At 44.6% G+C, this 16,074-nt stretch carries 13 protein-coding genes and 2 pseudogenes; 8 read left to right on the forward strand and 7 right to left on the reverse strand.

Going from position 1 to position 16,074, the window contains the following annotated elements; all coding sequences use genetic code 11:
* Positions 1-156: 156 nt before the first annotated feature.
* From AC3CHU_RS09440 to AC3CHU_RS09455, 4 genes and pseudogenes are all read left to right on the forward strand, one after another.
* Positions 157-1,593 (forward strand): coniferyl aldehyde dehydrogenase, encoded by a 1,437-nt coding sequence (locus AC3CHU_RS09440; protein WP_488524419.1) that lies wholly within the window; start codon positions 157-159, stop codon positions 1,591-1,593.
* Complete coding sequence (locus AC3CHU_RS09445) at positions 1,590-2,168, forward strand: TetR/AcrR family transcriptional regulator (RefSeq protein WP_488524420.1); 579 nt, start codon at positions 1,590-1,592, stop codon at positions 2,166-2,168. The genes AC3CHU_RS09440 and AC3CHU_RS09445 overlap by 4 nt, the downstream gene beginning before the upstream one ends.
* A 490-nt stretch (positions 2,169-2,658) precedes the next feature.
* Positions 2,659-4,206 (forward strand): annotated as a pseudogene (locus tag AC3CHU_RS09450) (ABC-F family ATP-binding cassette domain-containing protein).
* A 114-nt stretch (positions 4,207-4,320) separates the two neighbouring features.
* Positions 4,321-5,559, forward strand: a complete 1,239-nt coding sequence (locus AC3CHU_RS09455; RefSeq protein WP_488524421.1) for a leucine-rich repeat-containing protein kinase family protein — start codon at positions 4,321-4,323, stop codon at positions 5,557-5,559.
* A gap of 92 nt (positions 5,560-5,651) precedes the next feature.
* Here AC3CHU_RS09455 and AC3CHU_RS09460 read toward each other — a convergent pair whose 3' ends face one another.
* The 7 genes from AC3CHU_RS09460 to AC3CHU_RS09490 all read right to left on the reverse strand — a co-directional run bounded on the left by AC3CHU_RS09460 (position 5,652) and on the right by AC3CHU_RS09490 (position 11,000).
* A complete protein-coding gene (locus tag AC3CHU_RS09460) occupies positions 5,652-6,086 on the reverse strand; it encodes a hypothetical protein (RefSeq protein WP_488524422.1) in 435 nt (144 codons plus the stop codon).
* 65 nt (positions 6,087-6,151) lie between these two features.
* On the reverse strand, positions 6,152-6,469 hold the full coding sequence (yqfB, locus tag AC3CHU_RS09465) for a N(4)-acetylcytidine aminohydrolase (RefSeq protein ID WP_488524423.1): 318 nt from the start codon (positions 6,467-6,469) through the stop codon (positions 6,152-6,154).
* A 224-nt stretch (positions 6,470-6,693) separates the two neighbouring features.
* On the reverse strand, positions 6,694-7,047 hold the full coding sequence (rplT, locus tag AC3CHU_RS09470) for a 50S ribosomal protein L20 (protein WP_004733517.1): 354 nt from the start codon (positions 7,045-7,047) through the stop codon (positions 6,694-6,696).
* A 42-nt stretch (positions 7,048-7,089) separates the two neighbouring features.
* Positions 7,090-7,284: a 50S ribosomal protein L35 gene (gene rpmI, locus AC3CHU_RS09475; protein ID WP_004733518.1), complete on the reverse strand. Its 195-nt coding sequence runs from the start codon at positions 7,282-7,284 to the stop codon at positions 7,090-7,092.
* Between the two features lie 104 nt (positions 7,285-7,388).
* Positions 7,389-7,859 carry a translation initiation factor IF-3 gene (gene infC, locus AC3CHU_RS09480; RefSeq protein ID WP_004733519.1) on the reverse strand — a complete coding sequence of 157 codons (471 nt, stop codon included), beginning with the start codon at positions 7,857-7,859 and terminating at the stop codon, positions 7,389-7,391.
* A gap of 83 nt (positions 7,860-7,942) precedes the next feature.
* Positions 7,943-9,871: a threonine--tRNA ligase gene (gene thrS, locus AC3CHU_RS09485; protein ID WP_029404979.1), complete on the reverse strand. Its 1,929-nt coding sequence runs from the start codon at positions 9,869-9,871 to the stop codon at positions 7,943-7,945.
* Positions 9,872-10,256: 385 nt separating this feature from the next.
* Positions 10,257-11,000 (reverse strand): sporulation protein, encoded by a 744-nt coding sequence (locus AC3CHU_RS09490; RefSeq protein WP_488524424.1) that lies wholly within the window; start codon positions 10,998-11,000, stop codon positions 10,257-10,259.
* A 181-nt stretch (positions 11,001-11,181) separates the two neighbouring features.
* Here AC3CHU_RS09490 and hutC point away from each other — a divergent pair, with 181 nt between their 5' ends.
* The 4 genes and pseudogenes from hutC (at position 11,182) to hutU (ending at position 16,073) form a co-directional block, all read left to right on the forward strand.
* Entirely contained in the window at positions 11,182-11,895 is a 714-nt protein-coding gene (gene hutC, locus AC3CHU_RS09495) for a histidine utilization transcriptional repressor HutC (protein ID WP_488524425.1), read from the forward strand.
* Between the two features lie 113 nt (positions 11,896-12,008).
* A pseudogene (gene hutI / locus AC3CHU_RS09500) lies at positions 12,009-13,247 on the forward strand (imidazolonepropionase); the annotation flags it as partial.
* A complete protein-coding gene (hutG, locus tag AC3CHU_RS09505; RefSeq protein ID WP_488525486.1) occupies positions 13,248-14,312 on the forward strand; it encodes a formimidoylglutamase in 1,065 nt (354 codons plus the stop codon).
* Between the two features lie 66 nt (positions 14,313-14,378).
* On the forward strand, positions 14,379-16,073 hold the full coding sequence (hutU, locus tag AC3CHU_RS09510; protein ID WP_488524426.1) for a urocanate hydratase: 1,695 nt from the start codon (positions 14,379-14,381) through the stop codon (positions 16,071-16,073).
* The last annotated feature ends 1 nt before the right edge of the window (position 16,074 follow it).

Below are 16,074 nucleotides of genomic sequence, written 5' to 3' on the forward strand. Positions count from 1 at the left end.
TATTAACACTTCGTTCTTCCAACTAAAACTCGCTCACTTCAATGTTGTAAACGCTCAATTATTGAACTTTTCTCGCGCATATCTTGTATTCAGCTAGATATTCTTGTAATTTTAACTGACCAATCAATCGGTCAGCCTTCGAATTTAAGGAATACTATGAGTCATAATCTAGACCTTGAACCAAACACGTCGAACATCAACGACATGGATCAAATGTTCAACCGACAAAAAGATCACTACCGTAATAATGTTAATCCGTCGCTTGAGCAGAGAATAAAAGATCTCTCGGAATTAAAAGCGTTGCTAATGCGCTACCAAGGGCAATTGATTGATGCGGTGTCTGAAGATTATGGTCATCGCGCAAAACACGACAGCTTGATTGCTGATATCACCCCTTCTCTTCACCAAATTAATTACAGTGATAAGAACCTTAAGAAGTGGTTGAAGCCATCTCGTAGAAAAGCAGGCTTGATGCTGACACCAGCGAAGATCACTGTTCACTATCAACCGGTAGGCGTTGTGGGCATTATCGTTCCTTGGAACTTTCCTATAATGCTCTCTTTAGGCCCTCTCATCACTGCATTAGCGGCGGGCAACACTGCAATGCTCAAGATGTCCGAGTTTACTCCTGCGACCAATCGAGTTTTGAAAGCAATGTTGGCTGAAGGCTTTAGTGAAGATCAGGTTGCGATCATCGAAGGAGAAGCTGACGTTTCCGCGAAATTTAGCCAACTGCCGTTTGACCATATCCTATTCACAGGCTCGACCTCTGTGGGTAAGCACGTAATGAGAGCAGCAGCCGACAACTTGACGCCAGTGACTTTAGAATTGGGCGGCAAATCTCCAACGATTATTGCCCCTGACTTTGATATCGCTGACGCCGTTGAGCGTATCCTGTTTGCAAAAAGCTTAAATGCTGGCCAGATTTGTGTAGCGCCTGATTACATCTTATTGCCACGAGAAAAAGTCGATGCGTTCATCACAGCTTATAAGCAATACTTCAAAAAGCTGTATAAAGCAGGCATTGAGAGCAAAGACTTAACTTCAGTGATCGATATGCGTCAATACAATCGCTTGAAGGGTGTGATTACAGATGCGCAATCGAAAGGCGCAGTTGTTCACACGGTAACCGAACAAGCACAAGACGATGTGAACCATAGAATGACACCGCATCTTCTAACCGAAGTGAACGACGACATGGTCGCAATGCAAGAAGAACTGTTTGGCCCAGTTCTGCCTATCGTGCCTTATGATTCTATTGAAGAAGCGATCAACTACATCACGGCAAGAGAACGTCCACTTGCTTTGTACCTGATGAGTCATGATAAGCAGACCCAAGACCAGTTCTTATCGAACACACATTCTGGCGGTGTTTGTATTAACGACTCTCTAGTGCATGTGGCAGCAGAAGATGCACCGTTCGGTGGCATTGGCCCTTCAGGCATGGGACACTACCACGGCATTGAAGGCTTCAAGACCTTTAGCCATGCTAAAACCGTTCTAAGCAGAGGCAAAATTAACTTCACCAAGTTAATGCACCCTCCTTACAATAACCCAATTAAAAAGCTTCTGTTCAAAGTACTAAATAGATGATTACAAAAAGGCAAAAAATCTTAGATGCTGCGCTCTTACTCTTCTCTCAGCAAGGGCTAGAGGGCACATCTACCGGACAAATAGCGAAAACGGCAGGCGTAGCGAAAGCGACACTGTTTCACCACTTCGAGAATAAGTCGCTGTTAATTGATGAACTATTTCGCGAACTGAAACTTGAGCTATTCACTACGCTGGCTAAACACACAGATGTCTCTGAACAAGATCGCTATCAAGCATTAAAGTTCATGTGGATCACAGGGCTTGAGTGGGCGTTAGAAAATCCAGTTGCGATGAAGTTCTTCACCAATGTTCATTTCGATCCGACGACTCAAACTCGAGAAGTTATCGTCTCACAGATGTTCGCATCGCTAGATGAAATCGTTTTGAAAGGACAAGAAGCCGGTGAGCTGATGGTGTTAGACATCAGCCTTGTTAGGCACTTCATCCACAGCCACTTTTTGATTTGTGCAAACTGGTTGATTGAGCAGAATGAGTTACCACCAGAGCAGTCAGCCAAGTACATTAGCGATAGCTTTGACATGTGCTGGCGTGCTGTCGGCGGACAAAACCTGTAATTTCCAAATTCTTTGAAGCTCTTGCTTTCAAAGAACACTCTAAAGCGCCTCATGGTTATATCTATATAGGCATGAGGCGCTTTAATTATTTGGATACATTTTAATCACATCACTATATTGACTTTAAGCACCCTCTTTCAGTAACATCCCACCATCATTTCAAAAGAGAATAACGCCATAATGAAGTACTAACATCCTGACATCCGATTTATTTTTATAAAAATCATTTGGACACTCGGGGTTAGTGGGCGTTACTTCGTCATCTATTTTCGCGACAAATCAAGTTCTTAAAGATCCGTTTTTTGACAACATGTATCTTGCAGAACTGTACCTCAAAGACAGAAATTATCTCAGCGCAGCTTTTCTATCTTTGATTGGTCATCTACCTAAGTAACGTCTTGGCGACCTATTCTTAGACTCCTATGTTGGAGTCTATGTAGAAAAGCGCCTCACCCCTTTTACTCGTTTACACGTAAAGGGAGGTATTTTTATGCCTACTATATTAGCCAACAATCTCTCATTCCAGCTCGATACTGGTGAGTGGTTATTCAAAGACATCACCTTTAGTTTGAGCAGTCGTCTGACAGGCTTAGTCGGAAGAAATGGGGCTGGAAAGTCACTACTGCTTTAGTTACTGGTCGGGAAAACACAACCCACATCAGGCAGTATTTCCAGACAAGGCTCGATCGGCTTTTACTCCCAGTTACCTTCAAAGCTATTAGATAGCACAACCAGCATTGCTGACTTCTTAGGGATCACCGAAAAGTTAGACGCATTACACGCCATAGAACAAGGCAGCTGCGAACTTCAGCACTTCAATATCGTTGGCGAGGATTGGGATTTACAAGCGAACACGAAGCAACTTTTAGCCACATTGAAAATAACCAGTGGGTTGACCACACCGTGCCATACATTGAGTGGTGGGCAACTCGCCCTTTTACAGCTTCATCGTTTATTCGTATCAAACCACGACATACTGATTCTCGACGAACCTTCAAACCATTTGGATAGCGACGGACGCAATTGGTTACTAGAACAGTGCCAGTTGTTTGAAGGCAAAGTGCTTGTCGTCAGTCACGATCGAAGTTTGTTGAGACACATGGAAGGGATCTATCACCTCAACAATTTGGGCATGCGTTTCTATAAAGGGAATTACGATGATTACTTCACGCAAATGTCGAGTCAAAGTGAAGCACTGGACAAGCAGATAACGCATCACCAATCGGAGAAGAAACGACTCGAGCGCCAAGCTCAGACTAACAAGGAAAAAGCTCAACAACGTGAGTCTCAAGGTAACCGACTCCGAAAGTCGGGTAGCCAACCCAAGATATTATTGGATGCCATGAAAGATAAAGCAGGACGAACCCAAGGTGCATCGGCAACAAGCCACAAGCACTTAAAGGATCAAGAACAGCAAGAGCAACTGAAGCCGCAAGCGTTGTACCTACAACAAGCGAATAGTTCTAAAAAACACTCACTATTAACCATTGAAGAGTGTCGCCTGAGTTTTGGTTCTGGTGCTCCTATTAGCTTCTCTCTATCACAAGGGGAACGATGTTATCTAACTGGGGCTAATGGGTGCGGAAAATCGACACTGTTAAAAGCCATTCACGGCCAACACTCGAACTATATCGGATCCATTAAGCGCTTAGGGGCGACCGTATACTTGGATCAACACTTTGGCTTATTAGACACCAACGACACCATGTTCGATAGCTTGATGACACACAGCTTTGGGTTAACAGAAAGTGACGCACGAACCTTGCTCGCTGGAATAGGGTTCAGGCGAGACTCCGTATACCGAAAAGTGGCTCATTTAAGTGGTGGTGAAAAAATGAAACTGGCGATGTTGATCGTTAGCCATAAGCAAGACACCCCACTTCTATTACTCGATGAACCGGACAACCACCTAGACATCGACTCAAAGCAAATATTGGCGTCCGCTTTACGTGAATACCAAGGTGCATTTATCTTAGTGAGTCATGACAGCGACTTTGTTGAGGAGGTCGGTGTCAGCCAAAACCATATGCGACTTTAACCTTTGTAAAATCGTTCACTTAGTTTAGTTAAGCGAGCATCGTTCCGGTACTCGCCTTTCTCGATTGAGACAAGTAAACTACGCGCCTCAAACATCTATTCATAAGGCTAAGGTTTGCATACTCTAGAACAACTAAAATCAGGGCAACTAAACGGTATTAAACGCTTAAAACTGTCAGAAGGCCTCACTGAGTTTCCTTTAGAGATCTTGGAACTTGCTGATTCTCTTGAGATTCTAGACCTCTCAGGTAACCAACTGTCAGATTTACCAGAAGAGCTATCACAGCTGACTAACCTGCGTATTATCTTCGCGTCGAATAACCTGTTCACGCACCTGCCTGATGTTCTGGGGTCACTTCCTAAGCTCGAAATGGTTGGCTTCAAAACCAACCAAATCAAAACCGTTAGCGAACAGTCTCTGCCTACTCAATTACGTTGGTTGATCCTGACAGACAATGCAATCGAGGTTCTCCCTCACTCGTTGGGTGAAAGACCACGCCTGCAAAAGCTCGCATTGGCAGGTAACAAGATTCGCGTTTTGCCAGAAAGCATGGAAAACCTATCAAACCTTGAACTGGTTCGTCTGTCTGCAAACCAACTGACTGAATTCCCAGAGTTCCTTATCAAGCTACCAAAACTGGCTTGGTTAGCGTTTGCGGGTAACCCGTTTTGCAAACATCCAAGCAGCTTAGATAGCGTGCCTGCAGTAAGCTTACAATGCTACTCACTCAATCAAGTCCTAGGCCAAGGCGCGTCTGGTGTAATTTCTCATGCTAACTGGTTAAATGGTGACTTTGATTTCCCACAAGAAGTGGCGGTTAAAGTATTCAAAGGCGAAGTAACAAGCGACGGTTACCCACACGATGAACTCGAAGCGTGCCTTCAAGCAGGTCATCATAGCAACCTAGTGAAGTCTATCGCTCAAGTTGATGAAGAGAACTACCTAGCATTGGTGATGGAGCTTATCCCGAGCAACTATTACAACCTAGGCTTGCCCCCTACTCTTGAAAGTTGTACTCGCGACACATTCAACGAAGACTTCGAGCTTTCAATTACTCAAATCAACAGCATTACCAAACAAATGATTGATGTGTTTGAACACCTTCATGCCAATAAAGTTTGTCACGGTGACTTGTATGCGCACAACACCCTAGTCAATGAGCAAGGCCAAATGATCTTTGGCGATTTTGGAGCAGCGACTATCTACGGTTACCTAACAGAAGAGCAGCAACAAGGCATTCGACAAATCGAAGCTCGCGCTCTCAAGTACTTTATTGAAGACCTATTGACCGTATGTGCAAAGCAAGACCAAGACAGCGAGCTTTATACTAAACTGGCGAACTTCGAAGCTTAATAGTTCATTGTTCAGAAGTACTCGGTCGAATTGAAAACAACAAAGCCAACATCACTGTTGGCTTTTTATTTGCTCATAAAACGAATCAGCGTTTAGCTTTCAACTTGAACAAGCTTCAAGTACGAATGTAGCTCACCGTTCTTATACTCAACCGCAGAGTGGATATTGAGGTCTTTACACGCGACAACATCAAACTGGTAACGATTGTCACCTTTATTGATTTCGACTTGCAGCAACCCGCTTTTCAGCAACCAATGACCTTCGGTTTCAAATCGGTCAAACAAACGATATTCCGTTAGACTACCATCAGAATGAAAGTGAACCTCGGTAATGTACCCTGCTGGGCAACTTTTTACCCAAGTCCGCCCTAATACATCTTCTTCAACAAAGTTTCTTTTGCTCTCGCACCATTTTAAATAATCGGTACTCTCACTCAGATCACTATCAAGGTCATTTTTAGACAGTAACTTTTGGTCTTGTTGTTCACGACAGTAAAGCTGAAGCAGTGTCTGCTGGTTATTACTCATTAATCGCCATCCCTAGCCAGTCAATCCAATCCAATCCAATCCAATCCAATCCAATCCAATAAGGCTTAAGCTACCAACTCATAAGAGACAACATAAAGCTCAGAGATCCCTGGGTAGATATCTTGAATCACACCCTTCAGAACTTCTAGCGTCATGTTCTCTTGCTGAGCATGGAACTCACCTAATTCGTCAAACAGGATTGGTTCAACGCTAATGATCTTAAGATTACAGAATACACGTCCCTGCTCTAGCGTTGATACTTCTACAACACTGCCCGGCTGGTAATCGCGCTCAGATTCATCACGAATCGTAATGGTCTTTTTGCCTGAAAGGATATCGGCTTCAAAACGTTCGAAGAACGTCATAGTAGTAGGTGCGGTCATTTATCTCGGTCGCTTAACATTTAAAGGTTAGGTAGATGTTTATATACCAGAATGCTTGTTCAAGCGAATAAAAATTAGATGCGAGATGCGAGATGCGAGATGCGAGATGCGAGATGCGAGATGCGAGATGCGAGATGCGAGAGAATATGGCAGAGCCAAATAGCAGGCAATAAAAAAGGAGAACCGAAGTTCTCCTTTTCTTAAACCTTTAAGCTAACTCTAAATTATAGAGATGCTTTCGCTTTTTCAACTAGAACAGCAAATGCTGCTTTGTCGAATACTGCGATGTCAGCAAGAATCTTACGGTCGATCTCGATAGATGCTTTCTTAAGGCCATTAATGAAACGGCTGTAAGATAGACCATTTTGACGAGATGCCGCATTGATACGTGCAATCCAAAGTTGACGGAATTGACGTTTCTTGTTGCGACGGTCACGGTAAGCGTATTGACCAGCTTTGGTAACTGCTTGGAAAGCTACGCGGTAAACACGTGAACGTGCTCCGTAGTAACCTTTAGCTTGTTTTAGAACTTTCTTATGACGTGCACGAGCTTGTACACCACGTTTTACGCGAGGCATTATGCTTCTCCTAAACTAAACGAATTTATAAACTAAAAAGAATTAAGCGTATGGCATCATACGTAGAACTGCAGCCACTTCACATTTTGGAAGGATTGAGTTCGGACGAAGCTGACGCTTGTTCTTAGTAGTACGCTTAGTCAGGATGTGACGTTTACCAGCGTGCTTAAACTTAATACCACCAGCAGTTTTCTGGAAACGCTTAGCAGCACCTTTGTTGGTTTTCATCTTAGGCATGATGAATAACTCCGCATTGTTGAGTTGTTAATAACATAGTAATTAGGGCGAATAAAACCCTACAGCCTATGGCTGCAAGGTTTAATTACTTGTAAAGCCGTTAATTACTTCTTTTTAGGGGCCAACACCATGATCATCTGGCGACCTTCAATTCTCGTTGGGAAAGATTCGACAACTGCAAATTCTTCAGTATCGATTTTCAAACGATTAAGAACGTCAACACCGATTTCTTGGTGAGCCATTTCGCGGCCACGGAAGCGAATTGTTACCTTCACTTTGTTGCCGTCTTCAAGGAAACCAGTCAGGTTGCGTAGTTTTACCTGATAGTCTCCAATATCAGTTCCAGGTCGGAATTTAATTTCCTTGATCTGAACCTGCTTTTGCTTTTTCTTCTGCTCTTTCGCAGCTTTGCTCTTCTCGAAGAGGAACTTACCGTAGTCCATCACACGACAAACTGGCGGCTCGGCGTTAGGGCTGATCTCTACGAGATCCATACCAGCTTCATTTGCAGCTTCCATCGCTTCAGCGATTGTTACTACACCAACAGCTTCGCCGTCTGCGCCAGTTAGACGCACTTCACGAACGCCACGAATGTCACCGTTTAAACGGTGCTGGTTTTGTTTGGCCGGTTGTTGGCCACGTCTTCCGCCTTTAATAGCTATTCCTCCAGATTGAGCTTACGGTTTGAAACCTCGGCTTGGATGTATGAAATAAAGTCATCCACTTTAAATTTACCAAGGTCCTTACCTTTACGTGTACGTACTGCTATTTCGCCGGCTTCCATTTCTTGGTCACCACACACAAGCATGAACGGTACACGTTTCAAAGTATGTTCGCGGATTTTAAAGCCAATCTTCTCATTTCTCAAGTCTGCTTTGACTCTAAATCCACTTTTTTGCAGTTTTTTCGCAATTTCTTGTACATATTCAGACTGTTTGTCCGTAATGCCCATAACAATTGCTTGTTCTGGCGCCAACCACGTTGGGAAGAAGCCAGCGTATTCTTCAATAAGAATACCGATGAAGCGTTCTAGTGAACCTAAAATCGCGCGGTGGATCATAACTGGCGTGTGACGCTCGTTATCTTCACCTACGTAAGTTGCACCTAAACGTTCTGGTAATGCAAAATCGAGCTGCACTGTACCACATTGCCATGCGCGGTCCAAACAATCATGCAAAGTAAATTCAATCTTAGGTCCGTAGAACGCACCCTCGCCTTCTTGAATCTCGTATGCAATGTTCATTGCCTCTAGCGCTTGCTTAAGGTCAGCCTCTGCACGGTCCCACATTTCGTCTGAACCTACACGTTGTTCTGGACGAGTAGATAGCTTAACAACAATGCTATCGAAGCCGAAAGTTGTGTAAGTATCGTAAACCATTTCAATACAAGCTTTCACTTCTTGTTGAACTTGGTCTTCAGTACAGAATACGTGAGCATCATCTTGAGTGAAGCCACGAACACGCATAATGCCGTGAAGTGCGCCAGACGGCTCGTTACGGTGACATGAGCCGAACTCAGCCATACGTAGCGGAAGATCACGGTAAGATTTCAAACCTTGGTTAAAGATTTGAACGTGACCAGGACAGTTCATTGGCTTGATCGCGTATTCACGGTTCTCTGAAGAAGTAGTGAACATCGCTTCAGCGTACTTATCCCAGTGACCAGAGCGTTCCCAAAGAACACGGTCCATCATTAATGGGCCTTTTACTTCTTGGTAATCGTACTCAGTCAGCTTCTGACGAATAAATACTTCTAGCTCACGGAAGATAGTCCAACCGTTGTGATGCCAGAACACCATGCCTGGTGCTTCTTGCTGCATGTGGAATAGATCTAAGTGCTTACCGATTTTACGGTGATCACGCTTAGCCGCTTCTTCTAGGCGCACTAGGTGAGCCTTAAGTGCTTTCTTGTCGTGGAATGCAGTGCCGTAGATACGTTGAAGCATCTTGTTGTCACTGTTACCACGCCAGTAAGCACCCGCTACGTTAAGTAGTGTGAAGTGTTGGCAGAAACCCATATGTGGAACGTGTGGACCACGACACATATCGATGTATTCTTCATGATGGTACAGGCCTGGACGATCGTCTTTAGAAACGTTCTCATCCAAGATTTCGATTTTGTAAGTCTCGCCGCGAGCTTCGAATGCGTCACGCGCTTCCTGCCAGCTAACTTTCTTCTTAACAACCTGATACTTGGTCTTCGCTAGCTCTTTCATACGCTTTTCAATCTTTTCTAGATCTTCTTGCGTTAGAGAGTGCTCAAGGTCGATATCGTAGTAGAAACCGTTATCGATGGTAGGACCGATCGCCATTTTCGCTTCTGGAAAAAGCTGCTTAATCGCGTGACCTAAAAGGTGAGCACAAGAGTGACGAACGATCTCAAGACCATCAACTTCATCTTTAGCTGTGATGATTTCTAGACTTGCATCGTTTTCGATAAGATCACAAGCATCAACACGCTCGCCGTCTACACGACCAGCAATGGTTGCTTTCGCAAGACCAGGACCGATTGATAGGGCAACATCTAGAGTTGATACAGGGTTGTCAAATTGACGCTGACTACCGTCAGGAAGAGTAATAATTGGCATTATTTGTCCTTTACAGTGGTGTTGCACACCAAGCAACACATGAAAATATTTAATATATGTTTTTCAACCAACAAGTATGTTGATCGGAGATATATGCATAATAAAGATACCCACATAAAAGCAAATACAGATGCCCCATTTGTGAGTAGCCGAACATTGTAACGAAATTATATGAAATGACAATGTTAGTCCCACAGCGCCACAAAAACTACATAACTTAAATGTATCTTCTATATAGGACCTTCTAACACCCTAAGCTAACGTTCAATGATTGGTTCTTTGTCTTTATTTACAAACAAAAAAGCCGAACGGTTAAGTTCGGCTATAGAAATCGTACTATCTTGTCTCTATTAATAGAAAGAGTAACTACTAACAGAGAGAGCAACTACGCACTCATGATTCTTGAGACTGCGTTGCGAATGTCTGAATCGGCTGCGTTCGCAGGCAAGCTGAATGAGATGTATTGGTCGCCGCGAAAGCTCATTGAGCGGTCGATTTCTGCTAGGCAGTGAACCATTGAACCTTCAACGATGAATGACAGTTCTATCTCTTTTTTGTTCATGAAACCACCACTGCGAAATTCAATCTCTTGGTAACAGCCCGAACGAGAAGCAAAGCTGTTGCCTTTTAAGAAACCCTTCTCTACGTCTGCTTTCACCATGGCCATGCCCGATGCCTCAACACCTTGGATGATTTTAGCAACTGTTGGCAGTGGGTGTACGGAGATAAAGTCACGGTCTTTAGGGTCGATCGCGAAGCCGATATCTAGGTTGGTTTCAACCCACACATGACATTGGTTCATTTGTGCGTTCAACGCGGTGACTGGCGTTTCATCATTTAACTTGAGACGGAATAGCACCAGTTTGGTTTCGCCCGGTTGGATAACGAAAGGTTCTACGGCTTGAATGCAACCCAGTGAAAAGGTTTCGTAACTGGTGCTATCTTCTGTTTCTACTTTAACTTCTGTGTTGAGAACCAAGTTGATCAGGTCGATTTGTTGCTCAACGTCACCACCAACAATGTGAACATTGCCAGACAACTCTCCACCTTGGAAAACTTCAATATTATCTAAGACAGTATCAACCTTTGCTGCACCGATGCCCAACGAAGCCTTTAATTTCTTAAACATATTACTTCCCTTTCTAATTATCTGATTTACTAATAGTTATTGCGTGACAATTTGCGACACTTGCCTCACAGAATCAAGCAATTTGCCCCATCTATGTTGAATAAGGTCACATTGCCCGAGGAAATGTTGAAATCGTGAAAAATTCCGTTACTCTATTTGTATAGTCAAATAAGGTTTCATTATGTCGAAAGCGCCGCTCTACCTTCAGATAAAACAATTCATAGACGATAATATCACCAGTGGTCACTGGCCTGTGGGTTACCAGATAACCACAGAGCTAGAACTCACCGAGCAGTTCAAAGTGAGTCGAATGACTGTAAATAAAGCCATTCGAGATCTGGTGTCTGAAGGTAAGCTCATTAGGAAGCCAAGGCTGGGGACGTTCGTTTGTGAACCAGACGAAAAAGCGCAATCTCCCCTACTTGATATCAACAACATCGCGCAAGAGATCAAAGACCGAGGCCAAACGTATGCTAGTCAAGTTATCAAGCACAAGAGCATCAAGGCTGATGAAAGCACCGCCACACGGTTAGGTGTCATGATCAATGCCGAAGTATTCTATAGTGAAATCATCCACTTTGCTGACAACATACCGATTCAATTGGAAGCACGCTGGGTGAATTCTCAAGCCGCTCCAAAATATCTAGAGCAAGACTTTTCAACCTCGACACCTAATGAATACCTTTCAAAAAGCTGCCCGTTAAGTGCTATAGAGCACACGGTTGAAGCCATTATCCCAGACTTGCAAATCAGAACATCACTAAAGCTTTCTGAATCAGAGCCTTGCCTTCTTTTGAATAGAAGAACATGGAGCAAAGAACGCCTCATCAGCTTTGCATTGCTCTACCATCCTGGTTCTAAGTACAAATTAAGCTCCAAGATACTTCTAGATTAAAGAACATCATCCTGATCGCCGATCACATTTTTGCAACATCAACTTGATTCGGGTCAGCGTTTAGCCTATTTATTTGTATATACATTTAATGTTTAGCAAAGATCTAGGTGATTATGAATTTGATCCTCAAAAACGCACGAGTGGTCTCCATGAGTTCGGGAGCCGATGGTTATCAGCCTTCTTCCCCTCAAGATATCTTTATCGAAGACGGTAAGATCGTGTCCATATCTTGTTCAAACCAAAGCGCACTTGCTTCTGAATTAGAACAAGTAAGTGTTGATGGTTCTTTGGATTACGTCACCTATGACTGCAAAAACAAGCTAGTAACACCTGGGTTAATTGATTGCCATACTCATCTCGTATTTGCGGGTAATCGCGCCAACGAGTTTGAGCTGCGTTTGAATGGTGTGTCTTACACCGACATCGCCAAGCAAGGCGGTGGCATTCTAGCGACAGTCACTGCAACACGCGCAGCGCAAGAATCCGAACTGGTTGAAATGGCCTTGCCGAGACTTGATGGTCTGCTAAGAAGTGGCGTAACCAGCATCGAAGTAAAATCTGGCTATGGTTTAACACTTGAAGATGAGCTCAAGATGCTGCGTGCAGCCAAAGCGTTAGAGAATCATCGCCGTATTAAGATCACGACCACTCTCCTTGCTGCCCATGCTATTCCACCAGAATATAAAGCGAAACCGGACAGCTATATCGATCTGGTTTGCCAAGAGATCATTCCTAAAGCTGCAGAGCAAGGACTCGCCGATGCAGTTGACGTGTTCTGCGAATCTATCGGCTTCAATCTAGAACAAACCGAACGTGTATTTGCAGCAGCCCAAGAACACGGGCTCGCGATTAAAGGCCACACTGAACAACTTTCGAATATGGGTGGCAGTGCGCTTGCAGCAAAATACAGCGCACTCTCTGTTGACCATGTTGAATACCTTGATGAAATCGGAGTCAAAGCACTGGCGAAATCAGGCACAGTTGCCACTTTACTTCCCGGTGCTTTCTATTTCCTTAAAGAGACTCAACAGCCGCCAGTCGCCCTGCTTCGCGAACACAACATTCCAATGGCGATCGCGACCGACTTAAACCCCGGTACTTCTCCCTTTGCTGATTTAACACTGATGATGAACATGAGCTGCACCCTATTTGGCACAACGCCTGAAGAAGCGCTACGCGGTGTGACTTGTCATGCTGCGGCTGCTATTGGCGACTCACAAACTAGAGGCAAAATTGAAGTTGGTTATGCCGCTGATTTAGCTATCTGGAATATCGAGCACCCTGCCGATTTAAGCTATCAAGTCGGTGTTCCTCATCTTCATAAACGCATTGTTAATGGCGAGGTGTGTCATATGACTCAATCTAAGTCCAACAGCATTCAAAAGAACGCAGAAACCGTACATAACTTTGTGTGGACGGGACGCAATGACCTTGAAGATGGCGCACTCGGCACACGCGTACATCACGTTACTAAACAAGTGCAAAGTAGTGATTTAAGTAACGAGCTTACTGATGGCGCTATCGCTTTGGTCGGCTTTGCCAGCGATGCAGGCGTTGCAAGAAACAAAGGACGCGTAGGCGCGAAACAAGCCCCCAACCTGATTCGCCAAGCGTTGGCTAATATGGCTTGGCACAGTGACGCTCACATCGCAGACCTTGGTGATATCGAGTGCAATGATGGCCAACTTGAAGTCAGTCAAAAACAGTGTGCTTCTGTGATTGCCAATGCTTTAGCAACCAACAAAGTGATTACCCTTGGCGGTGGTCACGAAGTTGCTTGGGCATCGTTCCAAGGCCTCGCTGAACATTTACATAAAGTGGAAAACCTAGATAAAGCAGAACGTCTTGATAAAGATCAGCCAGAACAGAAACCTAAGATCGGCATCGTTAACTTTGATGCTCACTTTGATCTTCGTGAATTTGAAAGCGACATTGCAGATGTTAAACCCAGTTCAGGTACGCCTTTTAATCAGATCAGCGATTACTGCCACAAACATCAATGGCCATTCCAATACGCTTGCCTTGGCGTGAGTGCCGCTAGTAATACCAAAGCGCTGTTTAATAAAGCTGACCAACTGGGCGTTTGGTATGAACACGACCGCAACATGACCCAAGTTAACCAAGTCGCTCAACTCATTAAGTTGCAAAAATTCATCACTGAGTGTGATTACCTCTATCTCACTATTGATCTTGATGTGTTCCCCGCTGCGACTGCACCGGGCGTAAGTGCACCAGCGGCAAGAGGCGTGAGCTATGAAGCACTCGCTCCTTTTCTAGAACAGATTTTCCAACACAGTGAAAAACTCATTATCGCGGACATTGCAGAATACAACCCAGACTACGACATCGATGGCCAAACGGCTCGGTTGGCGGCACGTTTGTGTTGGGATATAGCCAGTGCAATGGCCAGCGACTAATCCAGCTATACCGATAACTACAACTACAACTACAACGATATAACGTGAAACAGAAGGAATTCCAAAATGACGGAACACCACAACAGTGACCCTCGTCTCGACACGACTCGCGAAATTCGCGCACCTCATGGCACCACTTTGCGCGCTAAATCTTGGTTAACAGAAGCACCACTGCGTATGCTGATGAATAACCTAGACCCTGATGTGGCAGAACACCCACATGCACTGGTTGTGTATGGTGGTATTGGTCGCGCTGCGCGTGATTGGAAATGTTATGACAAGATTGTTGAAGTATTAGAGCGTTTAGAAGACGACCAAACGTTACTTGTTCAATCAGGTAAACCTGTGGGCGTGTTCCCGACTCATAAAAACGCACCTCGCGTACTGATCGCGAATTCTAACCTTGTTCCACACTGGGCGAACTGGGAGCACTTCAACGAGCTCGATAAAGAAGGCTTGATGATGTACGGCCAAATGACAGCAGGCAGCTGGATCTACATTGGCTCTCAAGGCATCGTTCAAGGTACTTACGAAACATTTGTTGCAATCGCGAAGAAGCACTTCCAAGGCGAAGCAAACGGCAAATGGGTTCTTACTGGTGGCCTTGGCGGTATGGGTGGGGCTCAACCTCTTGCTGCAACAATGGCAGGTTTCTCGATGATTGCGGTTGAATGTGATGAATCACGAATCGATTATCGCTTGCGTACTGGTTATGTCGACAAAAAAGCCACCAGCATCGATGAAGCAATGGCAATGATTAAAGAATCAGACACGCCAATCTCTGTTGGCCTATTAGGCAACGCTGCTGATGTATTCCCAGAGTTAGTTGAACGCAACATCACGCCTGACGTAGTGACTGACCAAACCTCTGCCCACGATCCACTGAACGGCTACTTACCTCAAGGTTGGACAATGGAAAAAGCGGCTCAAGAACGTTTAGCTGATGAAGCGAAAGTAGTGAAAGCCGCTAAGCAATCTATGGCGATTCAAGTACAAGCCATGCTAGATCTTCAATACCGTGGCGCTGCGACTGTAGATTACGGCAACAACATTCGCCAAATGGCACTTGAAGAAGGCGTAGAAAACGCATTTGATTTCCCAGGTTTCGTTCCTGCTTATATTCGTCCTTTATTCTGTGAAGGCATCGGTCCATTCCGTTGGGCTGCTCTTTCTGGCGATCCAGAGGACATCTACAAAACAGATCAAAAAGTAAAAGAACTGATTCCAGACAACCCACATCTACACAATTGGCTAGACATGGCGCGTGAACGCATTCAGTTCCAAGGTTTACCAGCTCGTATCTGTTGGGTGGGCTTGAAAGACCGTGAACGTTTGGGCCAAGCATTCAATGAAATGGTGAAAAATGGTGAACTGAAAGCACCAGTTGTTATTGGTCGTGACCACCTAGATTCAGGTTCTGTTGCAAGCCCTAACCGCGAAACAGAAGGCATGATGGATGGATCAGATGCCGTATCAGATTGGCCACTATTGAACGCTCTGTTAAATACTGCAGGCGGCGCAACATGGGTTTCTCTCCACCATGGTGGCGGCGTTGGCATGGGCTTCTCACAACACTCAGGTATGGTGATTTGTTGTGACGGCAGTGAAGATGCATCACAACGTATTGCTCGTGTACTTCACAATGACCCGGCAACTGGCGTTATGCGTCATGCTGATGCGGGTTACGATATTGCCAAGCAGTGTGCTAAAGAGCAGATGCTTGATTTACCTATGCTAAACGAAGAACTTCGTCGCCTTTAAT

This window comes from Vibrio sp. QJM3NY_39 (assembly GCF_057785895.1).

Coding starts and splice junctions, on each gene's coding strand:
- yqfB (WP_488524423.1), bottom strand. CDS start 6,469: ATGACCGCACCTACTACTATGACGTTCTTCGAACGTTTTGAAGCCGAT.
- AC3CHU_RS09445 (WP_488524420.1), top strand. CDS start 1,590: ATGATTACAAAAAGGCAAAAAATCTTAGATGCTGCGCTCTTACTCTTC.
- thrS (WP_029404979.1), bottom strand. CDS start 9,871: ATGCCAATTATTACTCTTCCTGACGGTAGTCAGCGTCAATTTGACAAC.
- AC3CHU_RS09490 (WP_488524424.1), bottom strand. CDS start 11,000: ATGTTTAAGAAATTAAAGGCTTCGTTGGGCATCGGTGCAGCAAAGGTT.
- AC3CHU_RS09460 (WP_488524422.1), bottom strand. CDS start 6,086: ATGAGTAATAACCAGCAGACACTGCTTCAGCTTTACTGTCGTGAACAA.
- hutC (WP_488524425.1), top strand. CDS start 11,182: ATGTCGAAAGCGCCGCTCTACCTTCAGATAAAACAATTCATAGACGAT.
- rplT (WP_004733517.1), bottom strand. CDS start 7,047: ATGCCTCGCGTAAAACGTGGTGTACAAGCTCGTGCACGTCATAAGAAA.
- AC3CHU_RS09440 (WP_488524419.1), top strand. CDS start 157: ATGAGTCATAATCTAGACCTTGAACCAAACACGTCGAACATCAACGAC.
- hutU (WP_488524426.1), top strand. CDS start 14,379: ATGACGGAACACCACAACAGTGACCCTCGTCTCGACACGACTCGCGAA.
- rpmI (WP_004733518.1), bottom strand. CDS start 7,284: ATGCCTAAGATGAAAACCAACAAAGGTGCTGCTAAGCGTTTCCAGAAA.
- hutG (WP_488525486.1), top strand. CDS start 13,248: ATGACTCAATCTAAGTCCAACAGCATTCAAAAGAACGCAGAAACCGTA.